The sequence below is a fragment of the Mesoplasma grammopterae ATCC 49580 genome (assembly GCF_000701525.1).
GTDB lineage: Bacteria > Bacillota_I > Bacilli_A > Mycoplasmatales > Mycoplasmataceae > Mesoplasma > Mesoplasma grammopterae.
Genome location: NZ_KL370789.1, coordinates 66,227 through 92,817 on the forward strand (window position 1 = coordinate 66,227; position 26,591 = coordinate 92,817).

The 26,591-nt window shown below is 25.6% G+C and carries 20 protein-coding genes and 1 tRNA gene; all 21 read left to right on the plus strand.

Annotated features, from left to right (window positions below):
* Entirely contained in the window at positions 1-1,872 is a 1,872-nt protein-coding gene (gene dnaG, locus T314_RS0103020) for a DNA primase (RefSeq protein WP_029512127.1), read from the plus strand.
* Positions 1,873-1,888: 16 nt separating this feature from the next.
* A complete protein-coding gene (locus T314_RS0103025; RefSeq protein WP_029512128.1) occupies positions 1,889-3,304 on the plus strand; it encodes a sigma-70 family RNA polymerase sigma factor in 1,416 nt (471 codons plus the stop codon).
* Between the two features lies 1 nt (position 3,305).
* Complete coding sequence (locus T314_RS0103030) at positions 3,306-3,995, plus strand: tRNA (adenine(22)-N(1))-methyltransferase (protein WP_029512129.1); 690 nt, start codon at positions 3,306-3,308, stop codon at positions 3,993-3,995.
* Complete coding sequence (locus tag T314_RS0103035; RefSeq protein WP_029512130.1) at positions 3,973-4,749, plus strand: Nif3-like dinuclear metal center hexameric protein; 777 nt, start codon at positions 3,973-3,975, stop codon at positions 4,747-4,749. Before T314_RS0103030 ends, T314_RS0103035 begins: the two co-directional genes overlap by 23 nt.
* Positions 4,739-6,121 (plus strand): DEAD/DEAH box helicase, encoded by a 1,383-nt coding sequence (locus T314_RS0103040; protein WP_029512131.1) that lies wholly within the window; start codon positions 4,739-4,741, stop codon positions 6,119-6,121. Before T314_RS0103035 ends, T314_RS0103040 begins: the two co-directional genes overlap by 11 nt.
* A gap of 89 nt (positions 6,122-6,210) precedes the next feature.
* Positions 6,211-7,755 (plus strand): YitT family ABC transporter, encoded by a 1,545-nt coding sequence (locus T314_RS0103045; protein ID WP_051612898.1) that lies wholly within the window; start codon positions 6,211-6,213, stop codon positions 7,753-7,755.
* A 62-nt stretch (positions 7,756-7,817) separates the two neighbouring features.
* Positions 7,818-11,831 carry a protein translocase SecDF, variant type gene (locus T314_RS0103050; RefSeq protein WP_029512133.1) on the plus strand — a complete coding sequence of 1,338 codons (4,014 nt, stop codon included), beginning with the start codon at positions 7,818-7,820 and terminating at the stop codon, positions 11,829-11,831.
* A gap of 17 nt (positions 11,832-11,848) precedes the next feature.
* A complete protein-coding gene (locus tag T314_RS0103055; protein WP_029512134.1) occupies positions 11,849-12,361 on the plus strand; it encodes an adenine phosphoribosyltransferase in 513 nt (170 codons plus the stop codon).
* Between the two features lie 57 nt (positions 12,362-12,418).
* A complete protein-coding gene (locus T314_RS0103060) occupies positions 12,419-12,982 on the plus strand; it encodes a DNA-3-methyladenine glycosylase I (protein ID WP_029512135.1) in 564 nt (187 codons plus the stop codon).
* 75 nt (positions 12,983-13,057) lie between these two features.
* On the plus strand, positions 13,058-15,355 hold the full coding sequence (locus tag T314_RS0103065; RefSeq protein WP_051612899.1) for a RelA/SpoT family protein: 2,298 nt from the start codon (positions 13,058-13,060) through the stop codon (positions 15,353-15,355).
* Positions 15,356-15,440: 85 nt separating this feature from the next.
* A complete protein-coding gene (locus T314_RS03845; RefSeq protein WP_036237558.1) occupies positions 15,441-16,028 on the plus strand; it encodes a sigma factor-like helix-turn-helix DNA-binding protein in 588 nt (195 codons plus the stop codon).
* 26 nt (positions 16,029-16,054) lie between these two features.
* Positions 16,055-16,333, plus strand: a complete 279-nt coding sequence (locus T314_RS0103075; RefSeq protein ID WP_011183177.1) for a hypothetical protein — start codon at positions 16,055-16,057, stop codon at positions 16,331-16,333.
* 1 nt (position 16,334) lies between these two features.
* Complete coding sequence (gene coaE, locus T314_RS0103080; RefSeq protein WP_029512137.1) at positions 16,335-16,895, plus strand: dephospho-CoA kinase; 561 nt, start codon at positions 16,335-16,337, stop codon at positions 16,893-16,895.
* Between the two features lie 54 nt (positions 16,896-16,949).
* On the plus strand, positions 16,950-17,810 hold the full coding sequence (gene truB, locus T314_RS0103085) for a tRNA pseudouridine(55) synthase TruB (RefSeq protein WP_029512138.1): 861 nt from the start codon (positions 16,950-16,952) through the stop codon (positions 17,808-17,810).
* Positions 17,810-18,352: a nucleotidyl transferase family protein gene (locus T314_RS0103090; RefSeq protein WP_029512139.1), complete on the plus strand. Its 543-nt coding sequence runs from the start codon at positions 17,810-17,812 to the stop codon at positions 18,350-18,352. Before truB ends, T314_RS0103090 begins: the two co-directional genes overlap by 1 nt.
* Before the next feature lie 117 nt (positions 18,353-18,469).
* Positions 18,470-18,736: a 30S ribosomal protein S15 gene (rpsO, locus tag T314_RS0103095; RefSeq protein WP_029512140.1), complete on the plus strand. Its 267-nt coding sequence runs from the start codon at positions 18,470-18,472 to the stop codon at positions 18,734-18,736.
* 68 nt (positions 18,737-18,804) lie between these two features.
* Positions 18,805-18,878: transfer RNA gene (locus T314_RS0103100), tRNA-Gly, on the plus strand.
* A 76-nt stretch (positions 18,879-18,954) separates the two neighbouring features.
* Entirely contained in the window at positions 18,955-19,671 is a 717-nt protein-coding gene (locus tag T314_RS0103105) for a DxFTY motif-containing membrane protein (RefSeq protein ID WP_029512141.1), read from the plus strand.
* A gap of 75 nt (positions 19,672-19,746) precedes the next feature.
* Positions 19,747-20,802 carry a phosphatidate cytidylyltransferase gene (locus T314_RS0103110; RefSeq protein ID WP_029512142.1) on the plus strand — a complete coding sequence of 352 codons (1,056 nt, stop codon included), beginning with the start codon at positions 19,747-19,749 and terminating at the stop codon, positions 20,800-20,802.
* Between the two features lie 25 nt (positions 20,803-20,827).
* Positions 20,828-22,096 (plus strand): RIP metalloprotease RseP, encoded by a 1,269-nt coding sequence (gene rseP, locus T314_RS0103115; RefSeq protein ID WP_167321186.1) that lies wholly within the window; start codon positions 20,828-20,830, stop codon positions 22,094-22,096.
* Between the two features lie 12 nt (positions 22,097-22,108).
* Positions 22,109-26,590 (plus strand): PolC-type DNA polymerase III, encoded by a 4,482-nt coding sequence (locus T314_RS0103120; RefSeq protein ID WP_029512144.1) that lies wholly within the window; start codon positions 22,109-22,111, stop codon positions 26,588-26,590.
* The last annotated feature ends 1 nt before the right edge of the window (position 26,591 follow it).

Here is a 26,591-nt window from a genome sequence, read left to right on the forward strand (position 1 = left end):
ATGTTAATACCAAAAGAAGTTATTGACGATATTATTGAAAAATCAGACATAGTTTCAATTGTAAGCGAAAGAGTAGCACTTTCAAAAAAAGGTAGAAACTTTTGAGGTTTATGTCCCTTTCATCAAGACCAAAATGCTTCAATGTCTGTTTCACCAGAAAAAAAATTTTTCAAATGTTTTTCTTGCCAAGTTTCTGGTACAGTTTTAGACTTTGTTAAAGACTTTGATAATATAAGTTTTCAAGAAGCTATAAAAAAATTAGCAGTTATATTAAACTATGATTTGTCTAAATTTGAAAATGAAAATCCAGTTAAACAAAATAAAAATACAATTATTTATAAACTTAATGAAGAATCTTTAGCATTTTTTAAATTAAACTTAAGATCTAATGAAGCAAAGCCTGCTGTCAAATACCTTCATTCAAGAGACATAACAAATGAAGATATTGCATTTTTTGAAATAGGATTTTTACCAAAGCATAATAGTTTAGTTGAACACTTAATAAGCAAAGGATACAACATATCAGATATTGTTGAAGCTGGATTGGGGACTTATAACGAAGATCGCCAAAAAATGTATGATATTTTTACTGATAGAATAATGTTTCCAATAAGAAATGAAAATAAAGAATTAATTGGTTTTAGTGGAAGAATTATTGAAACAAATTCTGAAAAACCAAAATATTTAAATACAAAAGAAACGCCAGTATTTTCAAAAAGAAAAATAGCTTACAACTTTAGTGAGGCTATTAAATCAGCGCGAATTAAAAAAGAATTAATTGTTTTAGAAGGATACATGGATGTTATCAGTTTGCATAAAAATGGAATAGATAACACAATAGCTTTAATGGGAACCGCTCTTTCACAATATCATGTTAATATTTTCAAAAATATTAAAGGAACTATAAAAATGTTTTTGGATGGTGATGAGCCTGGTATAAAGGGTAATATAGAGGCTTCCCAAACATTAATTTTAAATAATAAAAAGGTACTGGTAGTTAATAACCCTACAAATAACGATCCAGATGAATTAATAAAACAAGGTAAAAAAGCTGAAATTGAAAAAATGATTTCTGAAGCTTTAAATCCTTTGGAATACATTATTTCAAAACGTTGACCAAAAGTTAATTCAAAAGATTTTAATTCTGTTGAAGAATTTATGAAAGAAATATGTTCATTTGTATTAAAGTGTAACAACAATATACTTTATGAAACTTCAATTGAGGAACTTGAAAAAATAACTGGTCTTTCAAAAGAAGCAATTATTAATTTTTATAAAAAAATATCAAATAAACAATTAAATAATATTTCTAACAGTATGGTTGAAGAAGTTAAAACAAGTTCTGAAAAACAAGAAGTTAATAATAAAAATACGAGTTTTAATATTTTGTCTTCATTAAAAGCTTATGAATTGGCAGAAAAAACTATTTTATTTGATTTAATAAAATCTAATAAAAACTTAGAACTGATAAAAGATAAAATTAGAGAAGTAAAATTCCCACATAAAGAATTTGGAAGATTAATTTTAAAAATAATTAATTCTTACGAAGAAAACATGAATTACAACGAGACTGAAATAAAAGAAATAATTAATCAAAACTTTTCTCAAGAAACACTTGAAGAAATAAACTTGTATGAATCTGATCCATTAATGGTAAGAATAAAACCTGAAACAAATACAGCTAAGCTAATTGAAAATTCATTTGAAAAATTAAAAATGTATTCTAATGAGAAAAAAATAGCAGAAATTAATGAAATGTTAAATTCAAATAATTTGAGTAAAAACGATCGAGATAATTTAATGGACATTTTATCTGAAAGAATTAAAAAAAGAGAAGAATGACTAGGAAATTTTAACGATAAGAACAACTAATGAAAGAGGTAACTATATGAAAAAATATATGGATAAAAAAGAAATAGCAAAAATTAAAACAATTGAAGATTTTTATGAATCAACAGTAGAATTTGCAAAACAAAATAATAATGAAATAACATCTGAAGAAGTTCAAATGAGTTTTAGTAAAATCTTTGCAAATGCAACTGATAATGAATATGAAAAATTATTAGAAGATTTACAAGCAAAAGGAATTCAATTCACAGATTTAGAAGATATTGATATTGATGAAGAAATTGATCTTGATGAAGAAGTTGAAGAAGACGCTGAAGTAAGCGACGATGATGCTTATGCTGATGAATTAATCGGAGAAAGAAAAGGCCCAGGTAGAAGACCAAAAGATGCTGGTACAACTAAATACAGAGTTGGATCAATTTCAAATGAGACTAAAATTCAAGATTTAATTAAAACATACTTTTCAACTATTGGACAAACTAAAATTTTAACTAAAGATCAAGAAATTGTTTATGCTAAATTAGCTAATTCAGAAGATCCAGAAGAAAGAAAAGAAGGAAGAGATATGTTAATCACTTCTAACTTAAAATTAGTTATTTCAGTTGCTAGAAAACATTTAAATAGAGGTTTAGATTTTGCAGATTTAATTGAAGAGGGAAATATTGGTTTAATTAAAGCTGTTGATAAATTTGATTATGAAAAAGGATTTAAGTTTTCAACATATGCAACATGATGAATTCGTCAAGCTATAACAAGAGCTATTGCTGATCAAGCTAGAACAATTAGAATACCAGTTCATATGGTTGAAACAATTAATAAACTTTCTAGAATTGAAAGACAATTAACTCAAGAACTAGGAAGAGAACCATCATCAAAAGAAGTTGCAGAAAGAATGGGTGGAGACATGACAGCTGAAAAAGTTGTTGAAATTAAAAAAATTGCTGTTGAACCTGTTAGTTTAGAAAAACCATTTGGTGATGAAGATGATACTCACTTTGGAGATTTTGTTGAAGACAAAGATATGATTTCTCCAACAGACTTTACTGAAAAAGAAATTTTAAGAGAAGTTATAGACAAAGTATTTGAAGATATGCCAGCAAGAGAAGAAAAAGTTATCCGTATGAGATACGGGATTGTTCCAACAAAAGTTAGAACATTAATTAGACTTGCTGAAGAATGTAATGATGAAACTGCTGGAGAATTAGCTAAAGCAATTAATAAACTAGATATTCACTTAGAGACTCCTGTTGAAAAAATCAGAACAGTTGACAGTAAAATAATTCAAGACCATTTATTAAAATATGAAGCATCAAAAACTTTAGAAGAAGTTGGTAAAGAATTAAATGTTACAAGAGAAAGAATCAGACAAATTGAAGCTAAAACAATTAGAAAATTAAAACAACCTGCAAATGCTAATAAATCAGGTAAAGTTTTAAAAGAATTTTACAAAGGTTAATATGCTGACAAAAAGACTAAGAACTATTGCTGAATTAATTGATTCTTGCAATGTTGTCGCAGATATTGGTACAGATCATGCATATTTACCAATAACTTTAGTTAAAGAAAAAAGAACTAAGTTTGCTTATGCTGTTGATGTTAATGATGAACCTTTAGGTTGAGCTAAAAAGAACATCAACATGTATAACTGCAATAATCAAATACAAACTATCTTAAGTGATGGTTTGGATTTTGTTTTAGAAGAACAAATTCAATTTATTGATGTTGTTACAATTTGCGGTTTAGGCAGTACAACCATTCTTGATATTGTAAAAAAAGATAATAATAAAATTGGTAAGTACATTATTTGTTCTAATACAGAAATTAGTAACATAAGAGAATGAGTTTTTGAAAAACAATATTCAATAAGCTTTGAAGATTTTATAATTGATAGCAAAAAAGGTTATTGAGTAATTGTTATTGAAAAAAACAAAACTAACTTAATTACGAAAAGCGATATTTCTTTTGGAAACAAAAAATACTTTATAAATAATGATGAAGTTATAAAATACTATGATAATGAAATTAAAAAGTTTGAAAAAATATTAAGTAAAATTGATGTTGAAAAACACTATAATTCTCATGAAGAAATAACAAATAAGATTATAGAAATTAGAGGATACTTAAATGAAATTAATAAAATTGATTAAATATTTAGAAAAAAAGTTTCCTGCTAACAAAGGTTATGAATGAGATAATGTAGGTATTCAAAAATTTAATAAAAAAGTGGTTAATTTTGATAAAGAAATTTCAAACGTTTTGATCACAATGGATTTAAATAATGAGTCATTAAAACAAATGAAAAGTAGTAAAATTGATTTTATTATTACTAGACACCCTTTTATATTTAATGAATTAAATAAAGAGAAAGAGAATCCCTTTAAAAAAGAACTAATTAAATATTTAACAAAAGAAGATATATATGTTTTTTCAATTCATACAAATTATGATATTTGTGGATATAAAGCTTTTATTGATCAGTTAACAAAAGTATTTAAAATAAAGAGTGCAAAATTTCCATTATTTAATAAAGAGTATTTAGAAGTTAATTTAAATAGTGACATATCAAGAGTTGATTTAATTCAAAACTTGAAGAATATTTTTCAAGTTGAAACAGTTCAAATAAATTCATATGAAAATTTTAAAGTATCTAAATTTTTAATAAATCAAGGAAGCGGAGCTAGTTCAATGATTTCTAAACAAATTCAAGATTGCATTTTCATAACTGGTGAAGCTAAGTGAAGTGATTGAATATATGCAAATGACAATAATGTAACTTTAATAACTGTTGGTCATTACATGGAAAACTATTTCATTAATGATATTGAAGAAAGATTGTCAAATAATTTTAAAGATTTAAAGATAAAGAAAGTAGATATAAAGGAACAATACTATGTCAAATAATAACGAAAGAAAGTTTAGTGATTTTGGTTTCAAAAAATACATTAATGATACTTTAAAAGAAATAAATTTTGAAACACCAACTAGAATTCAAACTGAGATAATACCTTTAATCAAAAAACATCAAAATGTTATTGCTCTTTCTCACACAGGGACAGGAAAAACTCATGCTTTTTTACTACCTATTTTAAATAATTTAAAATTTGATCAAGATAAGAAAAATGTACAAGCATTAATTATTGCACCAACAAGAGAATTGGCAAAACAAATTTTTGATAATGTTAAGCCTTTCACAAAAAATGAGCATCAATTAAAAGTAGATTTATTTATTGGTGGAGAAGACATAAATAAACAAATTGAATCCTTAGGTAAAAGACAACCAACAATTGCTGTTGGTACACCAACAAGAATTAAAGAGTTATATGAACAAAATCATCTTAAAGCTACAACATCAGATTACATTATTATTGATGAGTGTGACATGATATTTGATTTAGGTTTCATTGAAGATGTTGATTTTGTTGTTTCAAAAGCAAAACAAAATGTAAACTTATCTATGTTTAGTGCAACTATTCCCGAACAATTAAGACCTTTTGTTTCTAAGTATGCTAGAAATGCACATTTTATAGATGTAACTGAAAAAAATGTATCAAGCAAAAACATAAAACACGTTTTAATTGAAACAAAGAATAGAGAAACTGATTTAGTATTATCAAATCTTTTAAATTCAATTAATCCATATTTATGTCTTATATTTTCAAACCATAAAGAAGACATTCCTAAGTATGTTAAATTAATTCGTGAAATAACAGGTCAAAATGTTGGTGAACTACATGGTGATTTACAACCAAGAACAAGAATGAATATGCTTAAAAAAATTAAAAACAATGAATTTAAGTTTGTTGTTGCAACAGACGTGGCTGCAAGGGGTGTTGACATAATTGGTGTCAGTCATGTTATTTCAATTGACTTACCAACAGATCTTTCATATTACATACACAGAAGTGGAAGAACTGGTAGAAGCAAGATGACTGGTGAAAGTTATGTTTTATTTAATGTTAAGAATCAAGAAAAAATTGAAGCTCTAGAGAAAATTGGAATTGAGTTTGTTCGCTTAAGAATGGACAATAATCAGCTAATTGAAATAAGAAATAAAAACAAGAAAAAAGCTAAGCATTATGAAGACTTAGATACTGATTCAAAAAAAGTTATTGCAAAGTATAGTAATCAAAAAGTTAAACCTGGTTATAAGAAAAAAAGAAAAAGAGAACTTGATGAAATTACAAGAAAAAAACGTCGTGAACATATTAAAAAAAGTATTGATAAAATCAAAAAAGAAAAGTATAGAAAACGTCGTGAAGAATTATTTGATTAATATTTAAAAAAGTGGATTATTCTGCTTTTTATTTTTATATTTTTTAGTATTATTAAAAATAGAAATAATCAAATCAAAGGAAAGTAGATATGGCAAGAAAAAAAAGAATAAAAATTTATTCATCTAATGGTAAAAAAGCTTTACTACTTTCACCCGAAGAAATAACAATAGTAAAAAATGATCCAAGCTATGAAAAAAACTATGAAACAGAATTCAATAAAGGTAAGCAAGCTTTCGAGGTTAGAAACTATTATGCTATTGGATTTTGAAAAGATCTTTTATTTGTTTTAATAGGTGCATTCCTTTCAACTATTGCAATAGATTATTTTATATCTATAACTGGTAATGCTGGATTATTCCCTGGTGGTTTAGGTGCCATAGCTCGTTTCCTATCTATAATAGGAGCTAATAATATAACAATTTCAGCAAGTACACTTTATTTTATAGTTTACTTTATTATGAATATTCCTTTAGTAATTTTTGGATTTATAAAAATAGGATGAAAGTTTTCAACTCTTACATTAATTTATTCAATTATTTCAATTTTCTTTGATTTAATATTACAAAATATTCCATACATAAACCCTAATGAATTTAGTTTACTTATTGATTACAATTTAATTAGTTCTTTGCCGGGTGCTTGAGGAGCAATTATTTGAATTTTTGCTTTTGCTATCTTTGGTGGGATGATTAACGGATTTAGTTATTCAATTACATATAAAGGAAATGCATCAACTGGTGGAAGTGACTGAGTTACTTATTATTATTCTAAAAAATTAAACAAAGATATTGGTTCATTAAATATAAAAATAAATATTTTCATATTATTTATTGTTATTTGTTTGAACACAATTATTTTAAAAACACAACACATTGATCAGACAATTAAGCTAAGTGCTATTTACAATGAATATAATAGTTGAAATGAGTTGATAAATTCAGATTTAGGAAAAGCGCTAGATCCTATACTATCTGCTGAGGATAAAGTTTCAATAGACTTATATAATAGTTGACAAAATTTACAAACTGGAAATTGAAACAATGAAGATTGATTTAATATTTCAAAATATATCTCATCATCATCTGAGTATGATTCATATTACACTTCATCATTAGTTTGAAAAATGAAATTCAAATGAATTATTGGGCCAAGTTTATTTGCATCTTTAACATTAATAATTACACAAGGATTAACTGTTAATAGACTTTATCCTAAAAATAAAATTTTGAACTTATTTATATCAACAAACAAAATTAACGAAGTTCAACAATATTTATTTAGTGTTGGTTATACAAACAATATTTTTATTTGAAGAACTGTTGCTTCAAAGAAAAATGCTTGAAATGATCAAGAGCAAGATTTAATTATGATTTCTATGCCTTTACTATACTTTAATAAGATTGAAGACTATTTAATCAAAATAGATGAAGACATGATAATTAATATAATTGGAAGTAAAGCTGTTAAAGGTAAAAACTTTAGTTATACATTTGATAATGAATTACGTGAAAAAGCATTAACTGAAGAATTCATGAATAATGGTAAATTAATGAAAAAAATTGAAAGCAACACTATTATTAAGACACACAAAAAAATGAAAAAAAATGGTGTTAATATACAAAATGAGGTATAATCTTTTATAGATTATACTTTTTATTTTAAGTATTAACTTTTCAAGCAAGGAGGAGTAAATAAATGAATAATAAAAAAACTTCATTTAAGAAAATAGCACAATCTCTTTGTCTTATTTTAATTGTGTTTTCTTTAATAATTTCAATTATTTTCTCTTCATTGAGCATTGCTAATAAAACAAATTTAAATACTAGATATTCAGGTGGATATGATGCGCTTGTTGAAGTATATGATGAAAAACAAAATGCAACACAAGGAACTTCAACTCCAAATGGTGACGCTAGACTAGCTGCTGAATCTCTACAAACTAAATTATCTCCATTTTCAGATAACACAATTGATGTTAAAGTTGTAGGGCAACATAGGGTTTCTATTAGAGCAACAAAAGAACAATACCAAAACAACCCTAGATTATTTATAAATGCAATCGAGCAAGACGGTGGATTGATGGCATTTACTCAAACAAATAATGTATATACAGATATTTTATTTGATGATACTGCAGTTAAAAAAATAACAGCTTCAGAAAATGGAATATATGATAGCAACAATGAAATTACTAATAAGTTAGCAATTTCAGAAATTTTTGGATCAGTTAAATATACTCCAGATAAATCTGAAAGTGGATCAGGTCAACAAAACTCACCATTTTTAACTTTTGAAGAAGGATCAAATGGTAGCTATTTAAAAAACTTAACAGCTGCAACAACTGCAACAGAAGGTGGAACTTCAACACCCGCAAATTTAACAGTTATATCATCATTTGAAACAATCTTAAACAATCTTAGAGAATATTTCTTACAAGCACCTAATGAAAAATCAATTGATACTTACTTAGAAAACTACTATAGGGGTGTAATTCAACCGATTTTAAGTTTTTATACAAGTACAACTACTACTGCTCAGCAAAGAGCCGTCATAGATGATTTTTTCTCTGTTTCATACATGACTTCAAATGGTCAAATGCAATCAACTTCTTTAATTTCAGGGAGCTTTAATAAATGATGAACAGATAGTGCGTCTAATGAAAAAATGTTATTCAATAATTCAAATAATGTTGAACTTATTGTAAATGATTTAAAAGCATTATTATATGGAACATTTGAGGGCAGAACTGCACCAACAAACTATACTTATAATTTTGTAAATAATGTAAATAAATATGTTATTGATCCAAATTCAAAAACTGAAGACTTTAAAAAAGAACCAGAAAATGGTAATCCTGCAGGTAAATATTCAGAAGATGTAACTTTAGGAACACAATCAATGAGAATTGATGAAGTAGCTAAAGTTATGAATGATGTTATGTTATCAAATGTATTATTTGCTCAAAAATCATCAACTTCAACATTTTCTCAATATCTTGATGAATCAATTTTTGAAAAAAACTTTATCATGATAAATGATTCAGTGACTCAGACTGGAGTTTCTTCTGCGTCAGAGACAATGTCAAGAGCAACATTTACACCTAGTGTTGTTTATAACGGTGCTACAAGCCAATTAAAAGTAAAAACTAGATCAGCAACAATTGCAAAAACAATTGAAGCCTCAATTTCACAAACAACTTCAGGATTTAGTTTTAAAGTTATAAAATTAACTGAATTTAATCCAGAAATAACTTTATACATGTTATTAGCATCTATTATATTCTTGCTAATATTAGCTATTGTTACAATGATATTCTTAGTTATTGCTTACAGATTATTAGGTATTTATACATTAATAATTGCTGTAACATCAGTTTTCATAACATTGTTTACTCCCACTCTATTTGGAATAGCAATTGGTATAGAAATTTATACTTTAATTTTCATAATGTTAGGTCTTGTATTAGAATCATGTATTCTGACGATTGAAGCATTTAAAAAACACTTAAATAAAGAAAAAAGATCAATTACTGAATCATTTAAACTATCTTATAAAGAAAACTTAGGTATAATACTTGATTCATTTATATTAATATTAATTCCAAATTTAATTATTTTTTGAATTGGAACAGGTTCATTAAAAAACTTTGCAACTGTTGCAACAGTATCAACAGCAATTATATTATTTTTAGTAATTGTTGTATTTAGATTAATGATCTACTTAACAGTTAAAATTCAAATTTTTAAAAATCACCCATTGTGATTGCCAATTGATACAAAAGATATCAAATCTGGTGTTGCAATTAGAGATAAAATCAATTTATCAAAATATGAATATCAATTAAATATATTAACTAATAAAGAAAAAGTTAGTTCAAAAGAGTTATTAAAAATTAAGAGAATTAATGATTTAATTGAAGCTTTAAAAATTAAAATTGAAAATAAAGAAAAAGATTATAATAAAAAATCAATTTATAAGAATAAAGAAAAAACTATCAAATTAAATCAAAAAATTGAATCTCTTGAAAAAACAGAGAAAAAAATTCGTTGATATAAAAAAGATTGAATCTCATTCTTAAAAGTTAATAGAGACGTTGCAAAAGCAATTTCAACTAATGCTGAAGGTAAAGTAATTGAAGAAGTAAAAACAAAAAGAAATCAAAATTGAATCTTCAATATAAATAGAATTATTATAGTTTTACTATTAGTGTTTTCAGTAATTGGTGGTGTTGTAGCTGCTACTGTAGGTCCTAACTATTCAAACTTGTTTGGTAAAGATAATACTTATATTGTTTATGGTGAATATTTATATGAATTACCAGGAAACAATTTTGATAATGTTGTTACTAAAATAGCAGAAAATCAATCTGAGGAACAAGCAAATGAGTTTGAGCAAGTTGCTAAACAAAAAGCTTTTGATGACTGAAGATTAACAGACATTGAATCTGGTGCAGATAATATTGAGTTTGTTGCTTGATTAAGTGAGTATACAGTTCAATATGTATTTGACAATAATTTAGTTAAAGTATTCTATTCAGGTTACAAAGGAACAACTTCTTTAAATTCTATTGAATCAGGAACTACATATGGTGATCAAACTGAGAATTCATCAGCTGAAAATTTAATGCCATATATTCAAATTGAATTATCAAACCAAACAAACATTACTAGAACTAAAAGATTATTAAATAGTATTTTTACAGGTAGAACTCGTTTAGGAAGTAATTATACTAATGAATCAAGAGGTATTTTAGGAATGTATCAAATTCCATTTACCGCATATGGTCAAATTAATCAAATATTAATTTCATTCGCAATTTTAATTTTAATTTTAATTGTTTATATATTAATTAGATATAAATGAACTTACTATGTTGCCTTAGCACTAGCGCTTGTAGTTGTTGTTTTAATTACAACATCTCTAGTAATTATGTTCAGAGTACCAATAAGTACAGAAATATTGGTAACAATGATTTCAATTGCAGCATTCACAATTATGTCTGTAATATTTATCCTTGGTAAAACAAAAACTTTAATATCTATAAAAAATAAAAATGAGTTAAGATTCGAATTTGATAAAGAAGCTAATGCTCAAGCAATTATTAAACACAAAGTCTTAGAAGCAATAAATAATAAAAAAGCTTTAAATAGAGCTAATAAAAAACGTATTAAAGATATTAGAAGAAAAATAGTTGATATTAAAATAGCTAAAAAATCAAAATTCTATACATGAGATGCATTTAAAGCTATATTTAAATCAAATAGAATACCTAAAATAGCAGAATTAAGAAAAGAAATTAAAGCAATTAGAAAAGAAAATAAAACTGATCTAAAACCTTTAAGAAAAGCAATTAAGGCTGCTAAAAAAGCTGGTAGAAAAGAAATATCATCAATATTAAAAGATAATCAATTTGCTAAAACATTATTTGTTGATTCATTAAGATTTGGAATGAATAGATTAGTTTATATTTCAGGATTCTACTTATTATTTGCAATTATTTTAGCTGTTACAATACCTTCTCTAGCTGGAGTTGGAATTACATTATTAATTGGTGTATTTGTAGCAAACATCGTAATCTTAACAATGTCATTACCTTTATTGATATGATTAGAAAAACGAAGAATAGTTTCAAACTATGGTAGAAAAGAATTTATCTCTCAAACTAGTGTTTCTCAAGAAGAACAAATAGTTAAAGATATTAACGATTAATTAAAAGGAGTAAATATATGGATTTAAAAAAACATATTTTAAATGTTAAGGATTTCCCAATTGATGGAATTGACTTTAAAGATGTAACACCATTATTAAATGATGCTGATGCTTTTGCTTATGTAATTGATGAAATGGCAAAATTTGTTATTGAATGTGGAGCTAATGTTGTAGTTGCTCCAGAAGCAAGAGGATTCTTATTTGCAAGTGCTGTAGCTTATAAATCACATACTAGATTTGTATTAGTTAGAAAACCTGGTAAATTACCTCGTGAAGTTATTGATATTGAATATACTTTAGAGTATGGAACAAATCATCAACAAATGCACAAAGGTGATATTAAACCAGATGATAAAGTAGTTATCATAGATGATGTACTTGCAACTGGTGGAACAATTGAAGCTATTGTTAAATTAGTTGAAATGCAAGATGGTAAAGTTGAGGGAGTTTCATTCTTAATTGATTTACCAGCATTACACGATGAAAATCTATTACAAGAATACAAAGTTCAAAAACTTGTTAAATATTAAGATTAACACCTATAATTAAAATAGGTGTTTTTTTATTTAAAACAGAAAGGTATATTTATGAAAAACAAACAAAGATGTGATTGATCATCAAATGCTATTTTAAATGAATATCATGATAATGAGTGAGGAAAAATAACTCAAAATGATGATTACATATTTGAATTACTCATATTAGAAAATATGCAAGCGGGTTTAAATTGATTAACAATTTTACTTAAAAGAGAAGAATTCAAAAAAGCATTTGATAATTTTGATTTAGAAAAGATTATTAACTATGATGAAAATAAAATAAATCAATTAATGAATAATAAAGGTATTATAAGAAATAAACTAAAAATTAAATCAGCAATTTCAAACGCGAAAGCTTTTAAAGAAATTCAAATACAATTTGGTTCTTTTTATAATTACATTTCAACTTTTACAAATAACAAACAAGTTATTAATAATTGAAATTCAATTAGTGAAGTACCAGCTGAATCAAATTTATCAAACACAATATCAGTAGATTTAAGAAAAAGAGGATTTAAATTTGTAGGACCTGTTATTGTTTATTCATTTTTACAAGCAATAGGAATAATTGATGATCATTTAAATAAATGTTTTTGTAAAAGTCAAAATTAATTATATAAGAGTGTATAGACTTATTTTAAGTCTATTTTTTTTTGTTATAATTTTAAAAATAGAATGGGTGATTTCATGGCTGGTATAATATTACCTAGAAGAACTAGTAAAAGAGCTTCAACAAACTTAAATATTGTTGAGATAAAAGACTATATAACACTAGAAAATGAATTAAAAAAATATATTAAAGATAGAAAAGCATTAATTAAAATTAAGGAAGCTTATTTGTTTGCTGAAAAAATGCATAGCGAACAAAAACGTAAAAATGGAGATCCCTATATTTATCACCCACTTTCAACTGCATACTATTTAGCACAACTACAAATGGGACCAAAAACTATTAAAGCTGGTTTATTACATGATGTTGTTGAAGACACACCTGTAAAAATTGAAGAAATAGAAGAGAAATTTGGAAAAGAAATAGCATCACTTGTTGAATCTGTAACTAAAGTTAGTTATTTCGCCGAAGAAAATCGTGAACAAATAAAATCAGAATATTTAAGAAAATTGTATATTTCTATGGCAAAAGATATAAGGGTTATTATTATTAAAATTGCTGATAGATTACACAATATGTTAACAATTGAAAATTTACCAGAAGAAAAACAAAGAGTAGTTGCTAAAGAGACATTAACTATTTATGCAGCTATTGCTCACCGTATAGGAATGAAGAATGCTAAATCTAAATTAGAAGACATGGCATTTAAAGTTTTAAATCCAAATGATTTTACAGACATTGAAAATTTAATTGAAAAAGGTCGTGAATCTAGGGAAGTTAATATTGCTAAAACAATTGATGATATTTCGTTTTTCTTAAGAAAAGAAAAACACATTAAAATAATTGATATTTTTGGAAGAGAAAAAACAATTTATTCAATTTACAGAAAAATGAATGTCAATGGTAAACAATTTGAAGAATTACATGACCTTGTTGCAATTAGGATAATTGCAAAATCAACAGATGACTGTTACAAAATTTTAGGGTATTTACACCAAAAATACTTACCATTATCAGGAAGATTTAAAGATTATATTGCAACACCTAAAAATAACGTTTATCAGTCATTGCATACTACTTTAAGTAATAATAAGGGAATGTTTTTTGAAGTTCAAATAAGAACTCAGCAAATGGATGATGTCGCTGAAGCTGGTGCTGCTGCTCACTGAAGATATAAAGAAGGTGAAGTTGTAGATATTGCTAAGAGACAAAAACAAATTGACGAACAAATTGATATATTTAGCAGAATTTTGGATTTAACAGATCAAATAAATGAAGAAGAAAATTCAAAGGAAAAAGAATTAGAAAATCAATTGCAAAAAGATGTTTTTGGATCAATGATTTATGTTCTAACTCCAACCCAAAATGTAATTACCTTGCCTTATGGAGCAACTGTATTAGACTTTGCTTACAGAATACACACTGAAATAGGAGAAAAAACTACAGGAGCAAAAATTGATGGTATATTCTCTCCAATAAACACAGTTTTAGAATCAGGACAAGTTGTTGAAATTAAAACATCTTCTAAACAACAACCAACACATGAATGATTAAAAATAGCTACTACATCAAATGCTAAAAATAGAATTAGAAAATACTTAGGTAATAAACTAAAAGAAGATAATTCATTTGATGAAGATAGAAAAGAATTAGCAAGAAAAACAGAAAATTTAATTAACTCATATATTAATCAAAAAGAAATAAAATGAAAAAGAAAATCTCAAAGTGAAATTCTTGAAGCTGTTAAAAAAGCAGGTTATGCTAATCTTGAAGAGTTTTTAATTAGTGTTGGTAAAGGTGAAATCTCTATTGTAGAAGCTACTGATAAATTCTTCATTAATCATAATTTCTCAAAGGATGAAGAAGCTTTAAGAAGTATTAAATCAAAAACTATAAATGATAGAAGTTTAAAAAATGATATTGTTATAGATGGAATAACAAATATTAAAACATCAATTGCAAGTTGTTGTTTACCAATTCCATATGAAGATGTTATTGGTTATGTTGCTAAATCAGGAAATGGTATAAAAGTTCATTTAAAAGAATGTTATAACCTATATGCAACAGAAGAAACAAAACGTTTAGTTCAAGTACAATGAAATTCAGCTGTTGCTGAAAATAGTTTATATACAACAAAACTTAAATATTTTGCTACAGATAGACCAAATCTTTTATATGACATATCAAGAGCATTATCAAACTTAAAAGCAACAACAATAAATGTAAAACTTGGTGTTGATGATAAATCTTTACTTGTTAATGGTGAATTAACAATTAAAGTTAAAAGTTCAGCACAATTAAATCAAATTATTTTAACAATTAAATCAATAGCAAACATCATAGATTGTGAAAGATCTGTAAAGAGTATTAAATAGGTTTTAAACCTATTTTTTATTTTTTCAAATTTTTTCCAATATTTTTTATTAATAATATAATGACATTGAAAGGAACTAAAAATCGATGAAAAAAAGAAAAAAAGTTAAGTTAACTTTAGAAGAAAAATATAAATTGTTTAACTCTAATAAAGCTAGAATTTATTTTGCTATTAAAAAAGCATATAGTAAATTTGATTCAATACCATTAGAGTTAGAAGATTTTGAATTTTATGCATGAGAAGCATATTTGGATATTTTAGATAAATATTATGATAGAAATATGAGAAAAAGTTTTGAGAGTTGTTTAGTAGATGCTGTTTATTGAAAGGCAATGAATGTTTGTGCAAAATTTGTAACTAATAAGTATAAAATAATCAATCAAGGAATGAGAACAAGCAGTTTTATGAGCGATGAATATAAAGAAATGATAAATAATATTAGTGTTGAAGAAAACTCATATAATGAAATTGGTTGAACACAGTTATTTGAACAATACTTTGCAAAAAATACTGATAAAATGCCAAAACAAGTTTTTACACTTTATATTTATGGAATGAGTTTTGTAGAAATTGCAAAAGAACTAAATATTTCATCAGCTAAAGTTAGAAATACTTTTTACAAAGTTTTACCAGAAATTAGACAAGTGGTTTCCAATCAAGTATTTTTAGATTAAAATATATTGTGAAGGGGCGTGATTGAATGAGTTATTATTATAAACCAAGTATGGGCTATTCAGTGCACGCTTTACAAAGAGCTAAAGAAAGACTTAAATTACAGGATAAACAAGACTGAGAAGTTAAAGAAGCAATTAAAAATCATATTTTTAATTCAACAAAAACTTTTAAGATTAACGGAATGTTATATTTATCAGCGTCTAATACAAACATATTTTTTGTAATCAATGAAAGTAGTAACACATTAGTTACAGTCACTCTTGTGTCAGCTGAAAAGCAACTAAGATTAATGGGTGGGTGATAATATGATAATTGGAGTTTATGGGACAATAGGTGCTGGTAAAACAACTATTTCAAATAAAATAAAAAAATTAAAATTTAAAGTAATAAATGCAGATAAAATTTCAAGGGATGTTTTGAATTCAAGAGATATAGAAAAACAAATAAAAGATGCTTTTCCTAATGCTTTTATTGAAAATAACTTAAATAGAGCTAAATTAAGAAAAATTATTTCAGAGGATCAAAATAGTTTAAATAAATTAAATTCAATTGTTTGACCTGAAATAAAAAACCAAATCTCGTTATTAATTCAAACAAATCCAGGAAATATTGTAATTGACGCAGCATTATTACCAGAACTAGGACTTGAAGTTGATAAGTATATAAGAGTTAAAGCAAATCTTTTAACTACTCTTTTAAGAGTGAAAAAAAGAGATAAAAAACCTTTTAAAGAAACTTATTCAATTTATAAACAACAAAAACAAAGAATTAAAAAATATGATTTAAATAACGAAGTTATAATTATTAACGATATATGAACAAAAAGCATAACTTATATGCAACTACATAAAAAAATATTTAAATAAGATCGAGGTCTTATTTTTTATTTTTTTGCAATTAATTAAGATAAAATAAATAGTATGAATAAATCAGGAATAATAATTTTAAATAAACCAAAAGGTTTAACAACAAATCATTTAATTCAAAAACTTAAAAGAAAATTAAATGTAAAGAAAATAGGGCATGCAGGTACTTTAGATCCTTTAGCTACTGGTGTCGTTATATGTTTAATAAATAATGGAACAAAATTAAGTGATTATTTTTTAAATGAAAATAAAGCATATGAAGTTACTATGAAACTATTTCAAGCCACAGATACATATGATAGTGATGGAAACATAATAGAAGAACAGGAACCTTTCAAAATAGAAGAAAAACAAGTTAAAAATGTTATATCAAAGTTTAATGGGCTTGCTTATGAACAAGAACCACCAATGTATTCAGCGATTAAAATTGATGGAAAAAAACTTTATGAATATGCTCGTGAAAATCAAGTTGTAAAAGTGAATAAAAGACTAATAAAAATTAATTCACTATCGTTAGATAAATATGAAAATAATGAAATATCAATGACTGTTTATTGTTCAAAAGGAACTTATATAAGAAGCCTTATTGTAGATATAGCAAAAGAACTAAAAACAATTGCTCATGTAACTAGTCTAAATAGAATAGAATCAGGAAATTTTACAATTAAAAATTCTGTTAACATTGAAAATAGTGAAGAATCGAATTTGATTAAAATGTTTGACGCAATTAAAATGGCTGACTATGAAATAATTGAATTAGATGACACATTAAGTGTTGAACATGGTAAAAAAATAGAAATCATAACTGAAAACAATATTGTTTTCATTTCAAATAAATCAAAAGAACTTATAGCTTGTTATGAGAGAGAAAATGGAAATGTCTTCAAATGCAAGCGTGGAGGTTTAAATATTTAATGAAAGTTATTAAAACTGATATAAATAGTATTAACCAAAATGAAAGAGAAACTTGTGTAACTATAGGTATGTTTGATGCATTGCATAAATATCACAAAATGATTATAGAAAAAACACAAACAATTGCTCAAGAAAATAATTTGGAATCTATAATAGTAACTTTTGATCACAAACCAACAAAAGAAACTGAAACATTATTAAATGAAAATAAAAAAATAAACTATATTAATGAAAATTTTCAAATAGATAAAATGATAATTTTACAAGTAAATAATGATTTGATTAATACTTCAAAAGAGCAATTTGTAAAAATACTTAAAAATAAATTGAGAGTAACCAAGTTAGTTGAAGGAAGTGACTTTAGATTTGGATTTGAAAAAGGCGGAGATATTGAATATTTAAAATATAATTTTGGAGAAAAAAATGTTTTTATTTATAAAAGAGATGAAAACATATCAACATCTAAAATAAAAAAACTTGTAAAAGAAAATAAAATTGCTGAAATAGATGATGAATTAGAAGTTAACATAAATTTATTGTAATAAAGATTTAAAAAGTCTATAATATAAAAAGTGATTGTTCACCAAAGATGTTATTCGCTCCCATGAATGCACCTTTGATGAAACGCTAAAAATCAAAAAAAGAAAGGGAGACAGATCATGATTTCAAAAACAAGAAAAACTGAAATTATTAAAGAATTTGGTGGAAGCGAAGCTAACACAGGATTAGCTGAAGTTCAAATTGCTTTATTAACAGAAGATATCGCTAACATGACTGAACATTTAAAAGAACATAAAAAAGATGTTCCTACAAGAAGAACTTTATTAAAAAAAGTTGCTCAAAGAAGACACTTATTAGATTTCTTAATTAAAAAAGATGTTAACAGATATAAAGAAATTATTGCTAAATTAGGTTTAAGAAAATAATTTCAAAAAAACTAAAAAATTATTGACACATAGATTTAATTCTTATATTATATTTATGTGTCTAAAATGCAGGTGTAGTTTAATGGTAGAACTTCAGCCTTCCAAGCTGACTGTGAGGGTTCGATTCCCTTCACCTGCTCCATTTAAAAAGTAGAACAACCGGAAGGTTGTTTTTTTTATTTTTTGATATAATTAAAAATAGAAAAAAGGTGAATCAGATGAGCGACATAAAAACCCTGGACTGAAATAAAACTAGAGAATTTGATCTTGAAAGAACAAATATTTGAATAAGTTTTATTTTTGAAATCTTAGTCGTAGTTTTACCTTATCTAGCGATTTGAATACTTATAGGCAGTTCATGGAATACTGATAAATTTCATAATTATTATAATGACTTACCTTTAAAAGATTTAATGCTTACAATAATTTGTATAACTTATATATTAATAGCATTGGGAATTAATTTAATTACATATATTTTAAAATGACAAAAAGAAGATAGTTTCACTTTTACAACTGCAATTGCCTTGTGTTTAACAGGATTAATAACTAATAGTATTTGAATAGACAAATTATCAATAGGTGGCTTTTCAATATTTTTAAAAGTTATATTTTTAGTATTATTTGCTTTAGTAGGTATATTCATAGGAACTTTAGCAACAATGTTAATTAGAAATTTAAAATTTAAAATAGAAGAAGAAGATCAAATTTTATTACAAGCATATAAAAATGGTGAAGAAATACCTTCTATTAAAAAAATAAGATTAGATAGAGCTGAAAAATATAGAATTAAAAAAGAACAAGAAATTGAAGAACTAAATAAGTTTAAAGAAGAATTAAACGAAAAAATAGCAATTGAACTAAAAAATAAAAAGCATGAAAAATTAGATGAAAAAGAAAACAAAAAACGTAATAAAAAAAATAATAAAAAATAACCTGTATTTAAGGGTTAAAAAACAAAGCAAAATTTGCTAAAATTAATATAATTATATTTTAAAGAAAGGTTTATTATGACTAATAAAGTAGAATCAAATCAAAGTAAATTTTTAAATTTAAAAAATAATAATTTCTTTATAAGATTTTCATCAAGTGTAATTATAGTTGCTCTGATAATTTTATTTTTATCAACAGCAATATTAAGTGAAGAATTATGAGTTCATTTAAACGATAAGAATAAAGCAGAAACTGTTAGTCAAGCTCTTGGAATTGTTATGCTATGTATATCTGTTGCTATATTAATGTTTTGTATATATGAATTATCTACATCATTAAAGATTAAAAATAAAGTTTTTATAATTATTATGGAATTATTAGCTTTAGGACTATTTTTAGCACCGATAACTTCAATAAGAAATCTAAATGATCTATTCATTTATCAAGATTGAGTTTTAAAAGCTAAACTGGCCGAATGATATATGCAAATTATTTATTTAATTATATTTTTAAGCGTTTCATCAATAACAGGTTATTTATCAGGAGTTAATCTTAAAAAAATGGTTATGATCATTGGAACGTCATTAATTATAATATTTGGTATGAAAGGATTTACTTACATATCACTAACAAATGATTATAGTTCACAAGATTATTCAAGTATTAGATTTGGTTATGTAACAGCAATTTGAATTTGATTAATTGTTATATTAACAGATACATTTGCTTATATATTTGGTATAGCATTTGGTAAACACAAAATGGCTCCAAAGATTTCTCCTAAAAAAAGTTGAGAAGGTGCAATCGGAGGATTTACAACAGCTTTTATAGTTTCAGTAACAATGGCAATATTATTTTTCTTCTTTGTTAATTCTCATTCTGTTTTTAAAGATTATATGAGTAATATTCAAAACAATTTAGGAACAGGATTAGTTATATTCTTGTATATTCTTTTAGCATCTTTAATTTCATTTATAGGTCAATTAGGAGATTTATTTTTCTCACTAATTAAAAGAAAAAATGATATAAAAGATTTTTCAAATTTAATACCAGGCCATGGAGGAGTCTTAGATAGACTTGACTCATTCATGCTAGTATTCTTATTTATGTATTTATTTACATTAATCAATTAGTTTAAGGAGTTATATGGGAAGTGTAATGATAGTAATTTTATCAATATTAATTTCAATCATTGTTGTATTAGTGCTAATTACACTTCATGAACTAGGACATTTCATTGTAGCAAAATTATCAAAAGCTTATGTCTTTGAATTTGCAATTGGTTTTGGTCCTAAATTGTTTGTTATAAAAACAAAAGAAACTTGATATTCAGTTAGACTAATACCTTTGGGTGGTTATGTTTCTATAGCCAGCGATTTTGCTGAGCCACCAAAAGGCAGAGAAGAAGAATTTGAAAAAATACCTGACATAAGAAAAATTGATTATGCTATAAAATGAAAGAAAACTTTATTTATTTTATTTGGACCATTAATGAATTTATTTATAGCCTATATTTTAATCTTTTCAGTAATGTTTGGAGTTGGATACAAACCAAGTGATCCAAATTTTTATGGTCAAAACTTTTCAACAACTTCTATTGCTTATAAAATGATATATGAAAAAGAAAAAGAAGGTCAAACCCCACCAGTATCAGAAGAAAAATATATTTACAATGATTTGCAAATTGCAATTACTGGATGAAATGTAAAAATTGATGAAGAAAACACTTTTGAATTCACGACTACAAATTCTGCTAATTTAGCCCCTACATATTTACAAATTTCAAAAATGTTTAATGATGGTAAAACTACATTGTTGAAAACGATAAATAAGAACAATATTGAGTCAGGCAATGTTCAATATCAATTTAGTTATGTTAATTTAGATAATGATTATTCAGGAGCTGTTAAATCTGATGGTAAAACAAAGTTTACAGAGTTTAAAATTATAAGTGAAGAACAAACAATTGCTGAATGAAGAAAAACAGGTCAAATAAATGGTATAGCAATTGCACCACCAGATAGACATTTTAAAAATGGTGCTCAAAAATTTGGTTATACATTCGTTGAAACATGAAATCAATCATTTTCATTATTAGTAGGTATTGGTAAATTCTTTACAGGTGATTTTAGTGCTATTTCTGGTCCTGTTGGTATTGCTAAATCATCAATTGGAACTACAAGTGCTGCAACTACATCAATGGCTGCCAGTCGTTTGTTTTATGTTTCATCTATATCAGCAAACTTATTTATGCTAAATATGCTTCCATTTCCACCATTAGATGGATATAAGTTTTGAGAAACATTAGTAGAATGAGTAACCAGAAAAGAAGTCAGTCAAAAATCAAAAACAATAATTTATGCAGCTGGAGCAATTTTATTAGTAACTTTCATAGTAATAGTAACAATTAAAGATTTTATAATTTAAAAAGGAGCTTATATGTCAGACAATAAGGTATTAGAATTATTTCAAAAATTGAAGATCAATTTAAATGAAGGCGAACTTTCATATTTTGAACATTCTGAAATTGAAAAAGCTACAATAAGCTCTTTAAAATCAAAACTTAGATTGTCATTAAAAATTAAAAACTTTTTACCTATAAGAGTATTAAGTGAAATTCATGAAAAATGTGTCGGATCAGAAGAAATAAAAATTAAACTAATTTTAAATGTTCAAAACCAAAGAATAGATAAAGAATTAATTTGTGAGTATATTGAATTTATTAAAAATTTTAAATCTCAAAATAAAACAATTATTTGAAACTTTATTGAAGCTGAAGGATTTGAATATGATGCAGATGAAAATTTAATTAAATTTATTGTTGATTCTAATGAATTGAAAAATCAATTAACAATTGAAATGGAATATTGTTTAGCTAAATTAACACAATTTGGTTTTAAAGAACTTAGTTATGATATTCAAGTTGAAGATAAAACAGAAGAATATATAAAACAATCTTTAATAATTGAACAACAAACTAAAGAACAATATAAACAATTTGCTCCTGAACCAACAGAAAAATCTCAAAATATGATTATTTCAAAACAAAATTCTCAGAAATGAAATCAATCTTTAGATAAACCAAGTTATGATTCATTTGAAGACATTGAAGAAGATGCTCAAAATATTGTTTTACATGGTAAAGTAATGAGCATTGAAATAAGAGATTCTAAAGCTAATAATCGTAAAATATATTCAATAGGTTTAACAGATAATAATTCATCAATCAAATCTATATATTTTGGTAAAGAAGATGAAAGAACTATTATGGATCCTTTAACTGAAGAAGAATTATCATCAGATAGAATTGAAGAAATTAAAAATAAGAGAATTGCTAAAGGCGATTGAATAGCTGTTAAAGGTAAAACATCTTATTCACAATTTGATAAAGAGCAAAATTTTATTATTGATAGAATAGGTAAAATATCTCGATCTGAAGCTGCGGTTAAAGACGATTCAAACCAAAAACGAGTTGAATTACATTTACATACTAAAATGAGTGCTATGGATGGTGTTTCATCAATTCAAGACTATTTACAAATGGTTGATAAATGAAATTGAAAAGCGATTGCAGTTACTGATCATATAAATGTTCAAACTTTCCCTGATGCTTATAACGAATTAAAAAAAATTAATAAAAATAAAGCTGAAGAAGATAAACTAAAATTAATTTATGGTCTTGAAATGAATATGATTCAAAAAGAAGATTATTGAATTGTTAAAAATCCTAAAGGTCAAAAAATAAGAGAATCAAAAATGGTTGTATTTGACTTAGAAACAACTGGTTTATCACCTGAGTTTCATGAAATCATTGAGTTTGGTGCTGTAGTTTTTGATCCTGCAACTGGGAAAACAACCAAACATGACTACTTATTTAAACCAAAACAACCTTTAAAACAATTTACAATAGATCTTACAAATATAACTCCTGAGATGTTAGAAGATAAGAAAAATATTGACGATGATTTTGATAAGATTTATCAATTAATTAAAGATAGTATTTTAATTGCTCATAATGCAAACTTTGACTTTAACTTTTTAAATATTTTATCTAAAAGATTAGGATATGGTGAATTACAAAATACTGTTATTGATACATTAACACTTTCTAGATTAGTTAGACCTGCTTTAAAATCTCATAGATTAGGAGCAGTATGTAAAAAATTTGGTATTTTATACGATGAACATGTAGCTCACCGTGGAGATTATGATGCAGATGTTTTAAATGATTTATTCTTTAAAATAATAGCTCAGTTAAAATTAACTACACCAATTATTTATGATGCTGATTTAATTAAATTAGAACCTGAAAATGATAAAGATAATGTTAACTTATTAAGATCTCGTGGAGTTCACGTTAATGTATTAGCTAAAAATCAACAAGGGTTAAAAGACATATTTAAATTGGTTTCAATTTCTCATACTGATAACTTTTTTAACTCTCCTAAAATATTTAAGGAAAAATTAAAAGAATTTAAAGAAAAAAATAATATTTTAATTGGAGCTGGTTGTGTAAACTCAGAAGTTTTTGAAATAGCTAGAATTGGAACAGATGAAAAACTAGATGAAATCATTTCATTTTACGACTATATAGAAATTCAACCATTAAGTGTTTATAAAAACTTAATTAATGATAATCAGTTAGAAGAACATGAACTAATAGATGTTATTAAAAAAATCATTAGACTAGCTAAAAAATATAATGTAATGCTAGTAGCAACAAGTGATGCTCACTATACAAGACCTGAATTGAAAAAAATTCGTGATGTTTATATCAACGCCAAAGGACTTGGAGGAAGTAGACACCCATTATTTAGTTTTAGAAATAAAAACAAATTAATTGACTATCCTGATCAATACTTAAGAACAACTAATGAAATGCTTAAAGAATTTGCTTGATTAAATGAACCTGCTTTAGTGCAAGAAATGGTCATTACAAATACAAATAAAATAGCAGATATGATTGATTCAAATATTATTGTTATTAAAGATGGTTTATTCACACCAAACATTGAAAACGTAGATACTTTATTAAAAGATAAATGTTATGAAACAGCACATGCAATGTATGGTGATGTTTTACCTGAAATAGTTGAATCACGTTTAGAAAAAGAATTAACATCAATTATTAAACATGGTTTTGCTGTTGTTTATTGAATTTCACATTTACTAGTTGAAAGATCTAACAATGATGGATACCTTGTTGGTTCAAGGGGAAGTGTTGGTTCTTCATTTGTAGCAACTGCTTCAAAGATTACTGAGGTTAATCCATTAAAAGCACATTATAGATGTTTAAACTGTAAATATTCAGATTTTAATACTCCAATTGAAATTAAATGTGGATATGATTTACCAGAACAAAATTGTCCAAAATGTAATGAAAAATTAATTGGTGATGGGCATGACATTCCATTTGAAACATTCTTAGGATTTGATGGAGATAAAGTTCCAGATATTGATTTAAACTTTTCTGGAGAATATCAACCAATTGCTCATAACTTTACAAAAGAAATGTTTGGTGAAAACAATGTATTTAGAGCCGGGACAATTTCAACAGTTGCTGAAAAAACTGCTTTTGGATATGTAAAAGCATTTTATGAAGAAACTGGTGTATTAGAAGAAGATATGCCAAGAAAAATTGAAATTGAAAGACAAGCTAAGTTAGTTGAAGGAGTAAAAAGAACAACAGGACAACACCCTGGAGGAATTATTATCTTACCTAAAGAATTTGAAATTGAAGATTTCTCTCCAGTTAACTTTCCAGCTGATGATGCATCAAGTTCTTGAAAAACAACTCACTTTGATTTCCACTCAATTCATGATAACTTATTAAAAATGGATATTCTAGGGCACGTTGATCCAACTGCTTTAAGAATGCTTGGTGATTTAACTGGAGTTAATCCAATTAATATTCCAACAAATGATCCAAAAGTATATTCATTATTTAGTAATCTATCTGCATTAAATATCAAACCAGAACAAATTAATGGAGAAAAAACTGGAGCTATTGGTTTACCTGAGTTTGGAACAGGATTTGTTAGATCAATGTTAAGAGAAACAAAACCTAAAACATTTGCTGACTTAGTGCAAATTTCAGGGTTATCACATGGTACTGATGTTTGATTAGGAAATGCAAGAGACTTAATTAAAAATAATACAGCAAATATTTCAACTGTTATTGGTTGTCGTGATGATATTATGGTTTATTTAATGGGTCAAGGAATTGATGCTACTACTTCATTTAAAATAATGGAATCAGTACGTAAAGGACAAGGTTTAAGAAAAGAATGAAAAGAAATTATGTTAGCGCATAATGTTCCTGAATGATATATTGAATCTTGTTTAAAAATTAAATATATGTTCCCTAAAGCTCATGCTACAGCGTATGTATTAATGGCTTATCGAATTGCTTGATATAAAATTTATTATCCTGCAGAATACTATGCAACATTCTTAACTAATAGAGCAGATGCTTTTGATTTAAAAACATTCTTAGGTGGTTATAATGGAGTTAAAGAAAAACTAGCAGAATTAGAATTAAGAAAAAATAAAAAAGATAAAATGACTACAAAAGAATTAGCTTTAATGCCAGTTCTAGAAATAGGATTAGAAATGTTTAGTCGTGGAATTAAAATGGCTAACTTAAACTTTGAAAAATCTTTAGCTGATAAATATATTATTGAAAAAGATGAAACAACTGGGGAAGCTACATTATATCCTCCATTCTTAGTAATTGATTCACTTGGAGATGCTGTGGCTGATTCAATTATTAAAGCTAGAAGTGAAAGACCTTTAACTAGTGTTAAAGACTTAACAATGCGAACAACTATTACTCAAACACAAATGAAAATATTTGAACAATTAAATGTATTAGATACTTTAGCACAAGATGAACAATTAGAATTTGACTTTTTTAACTAAA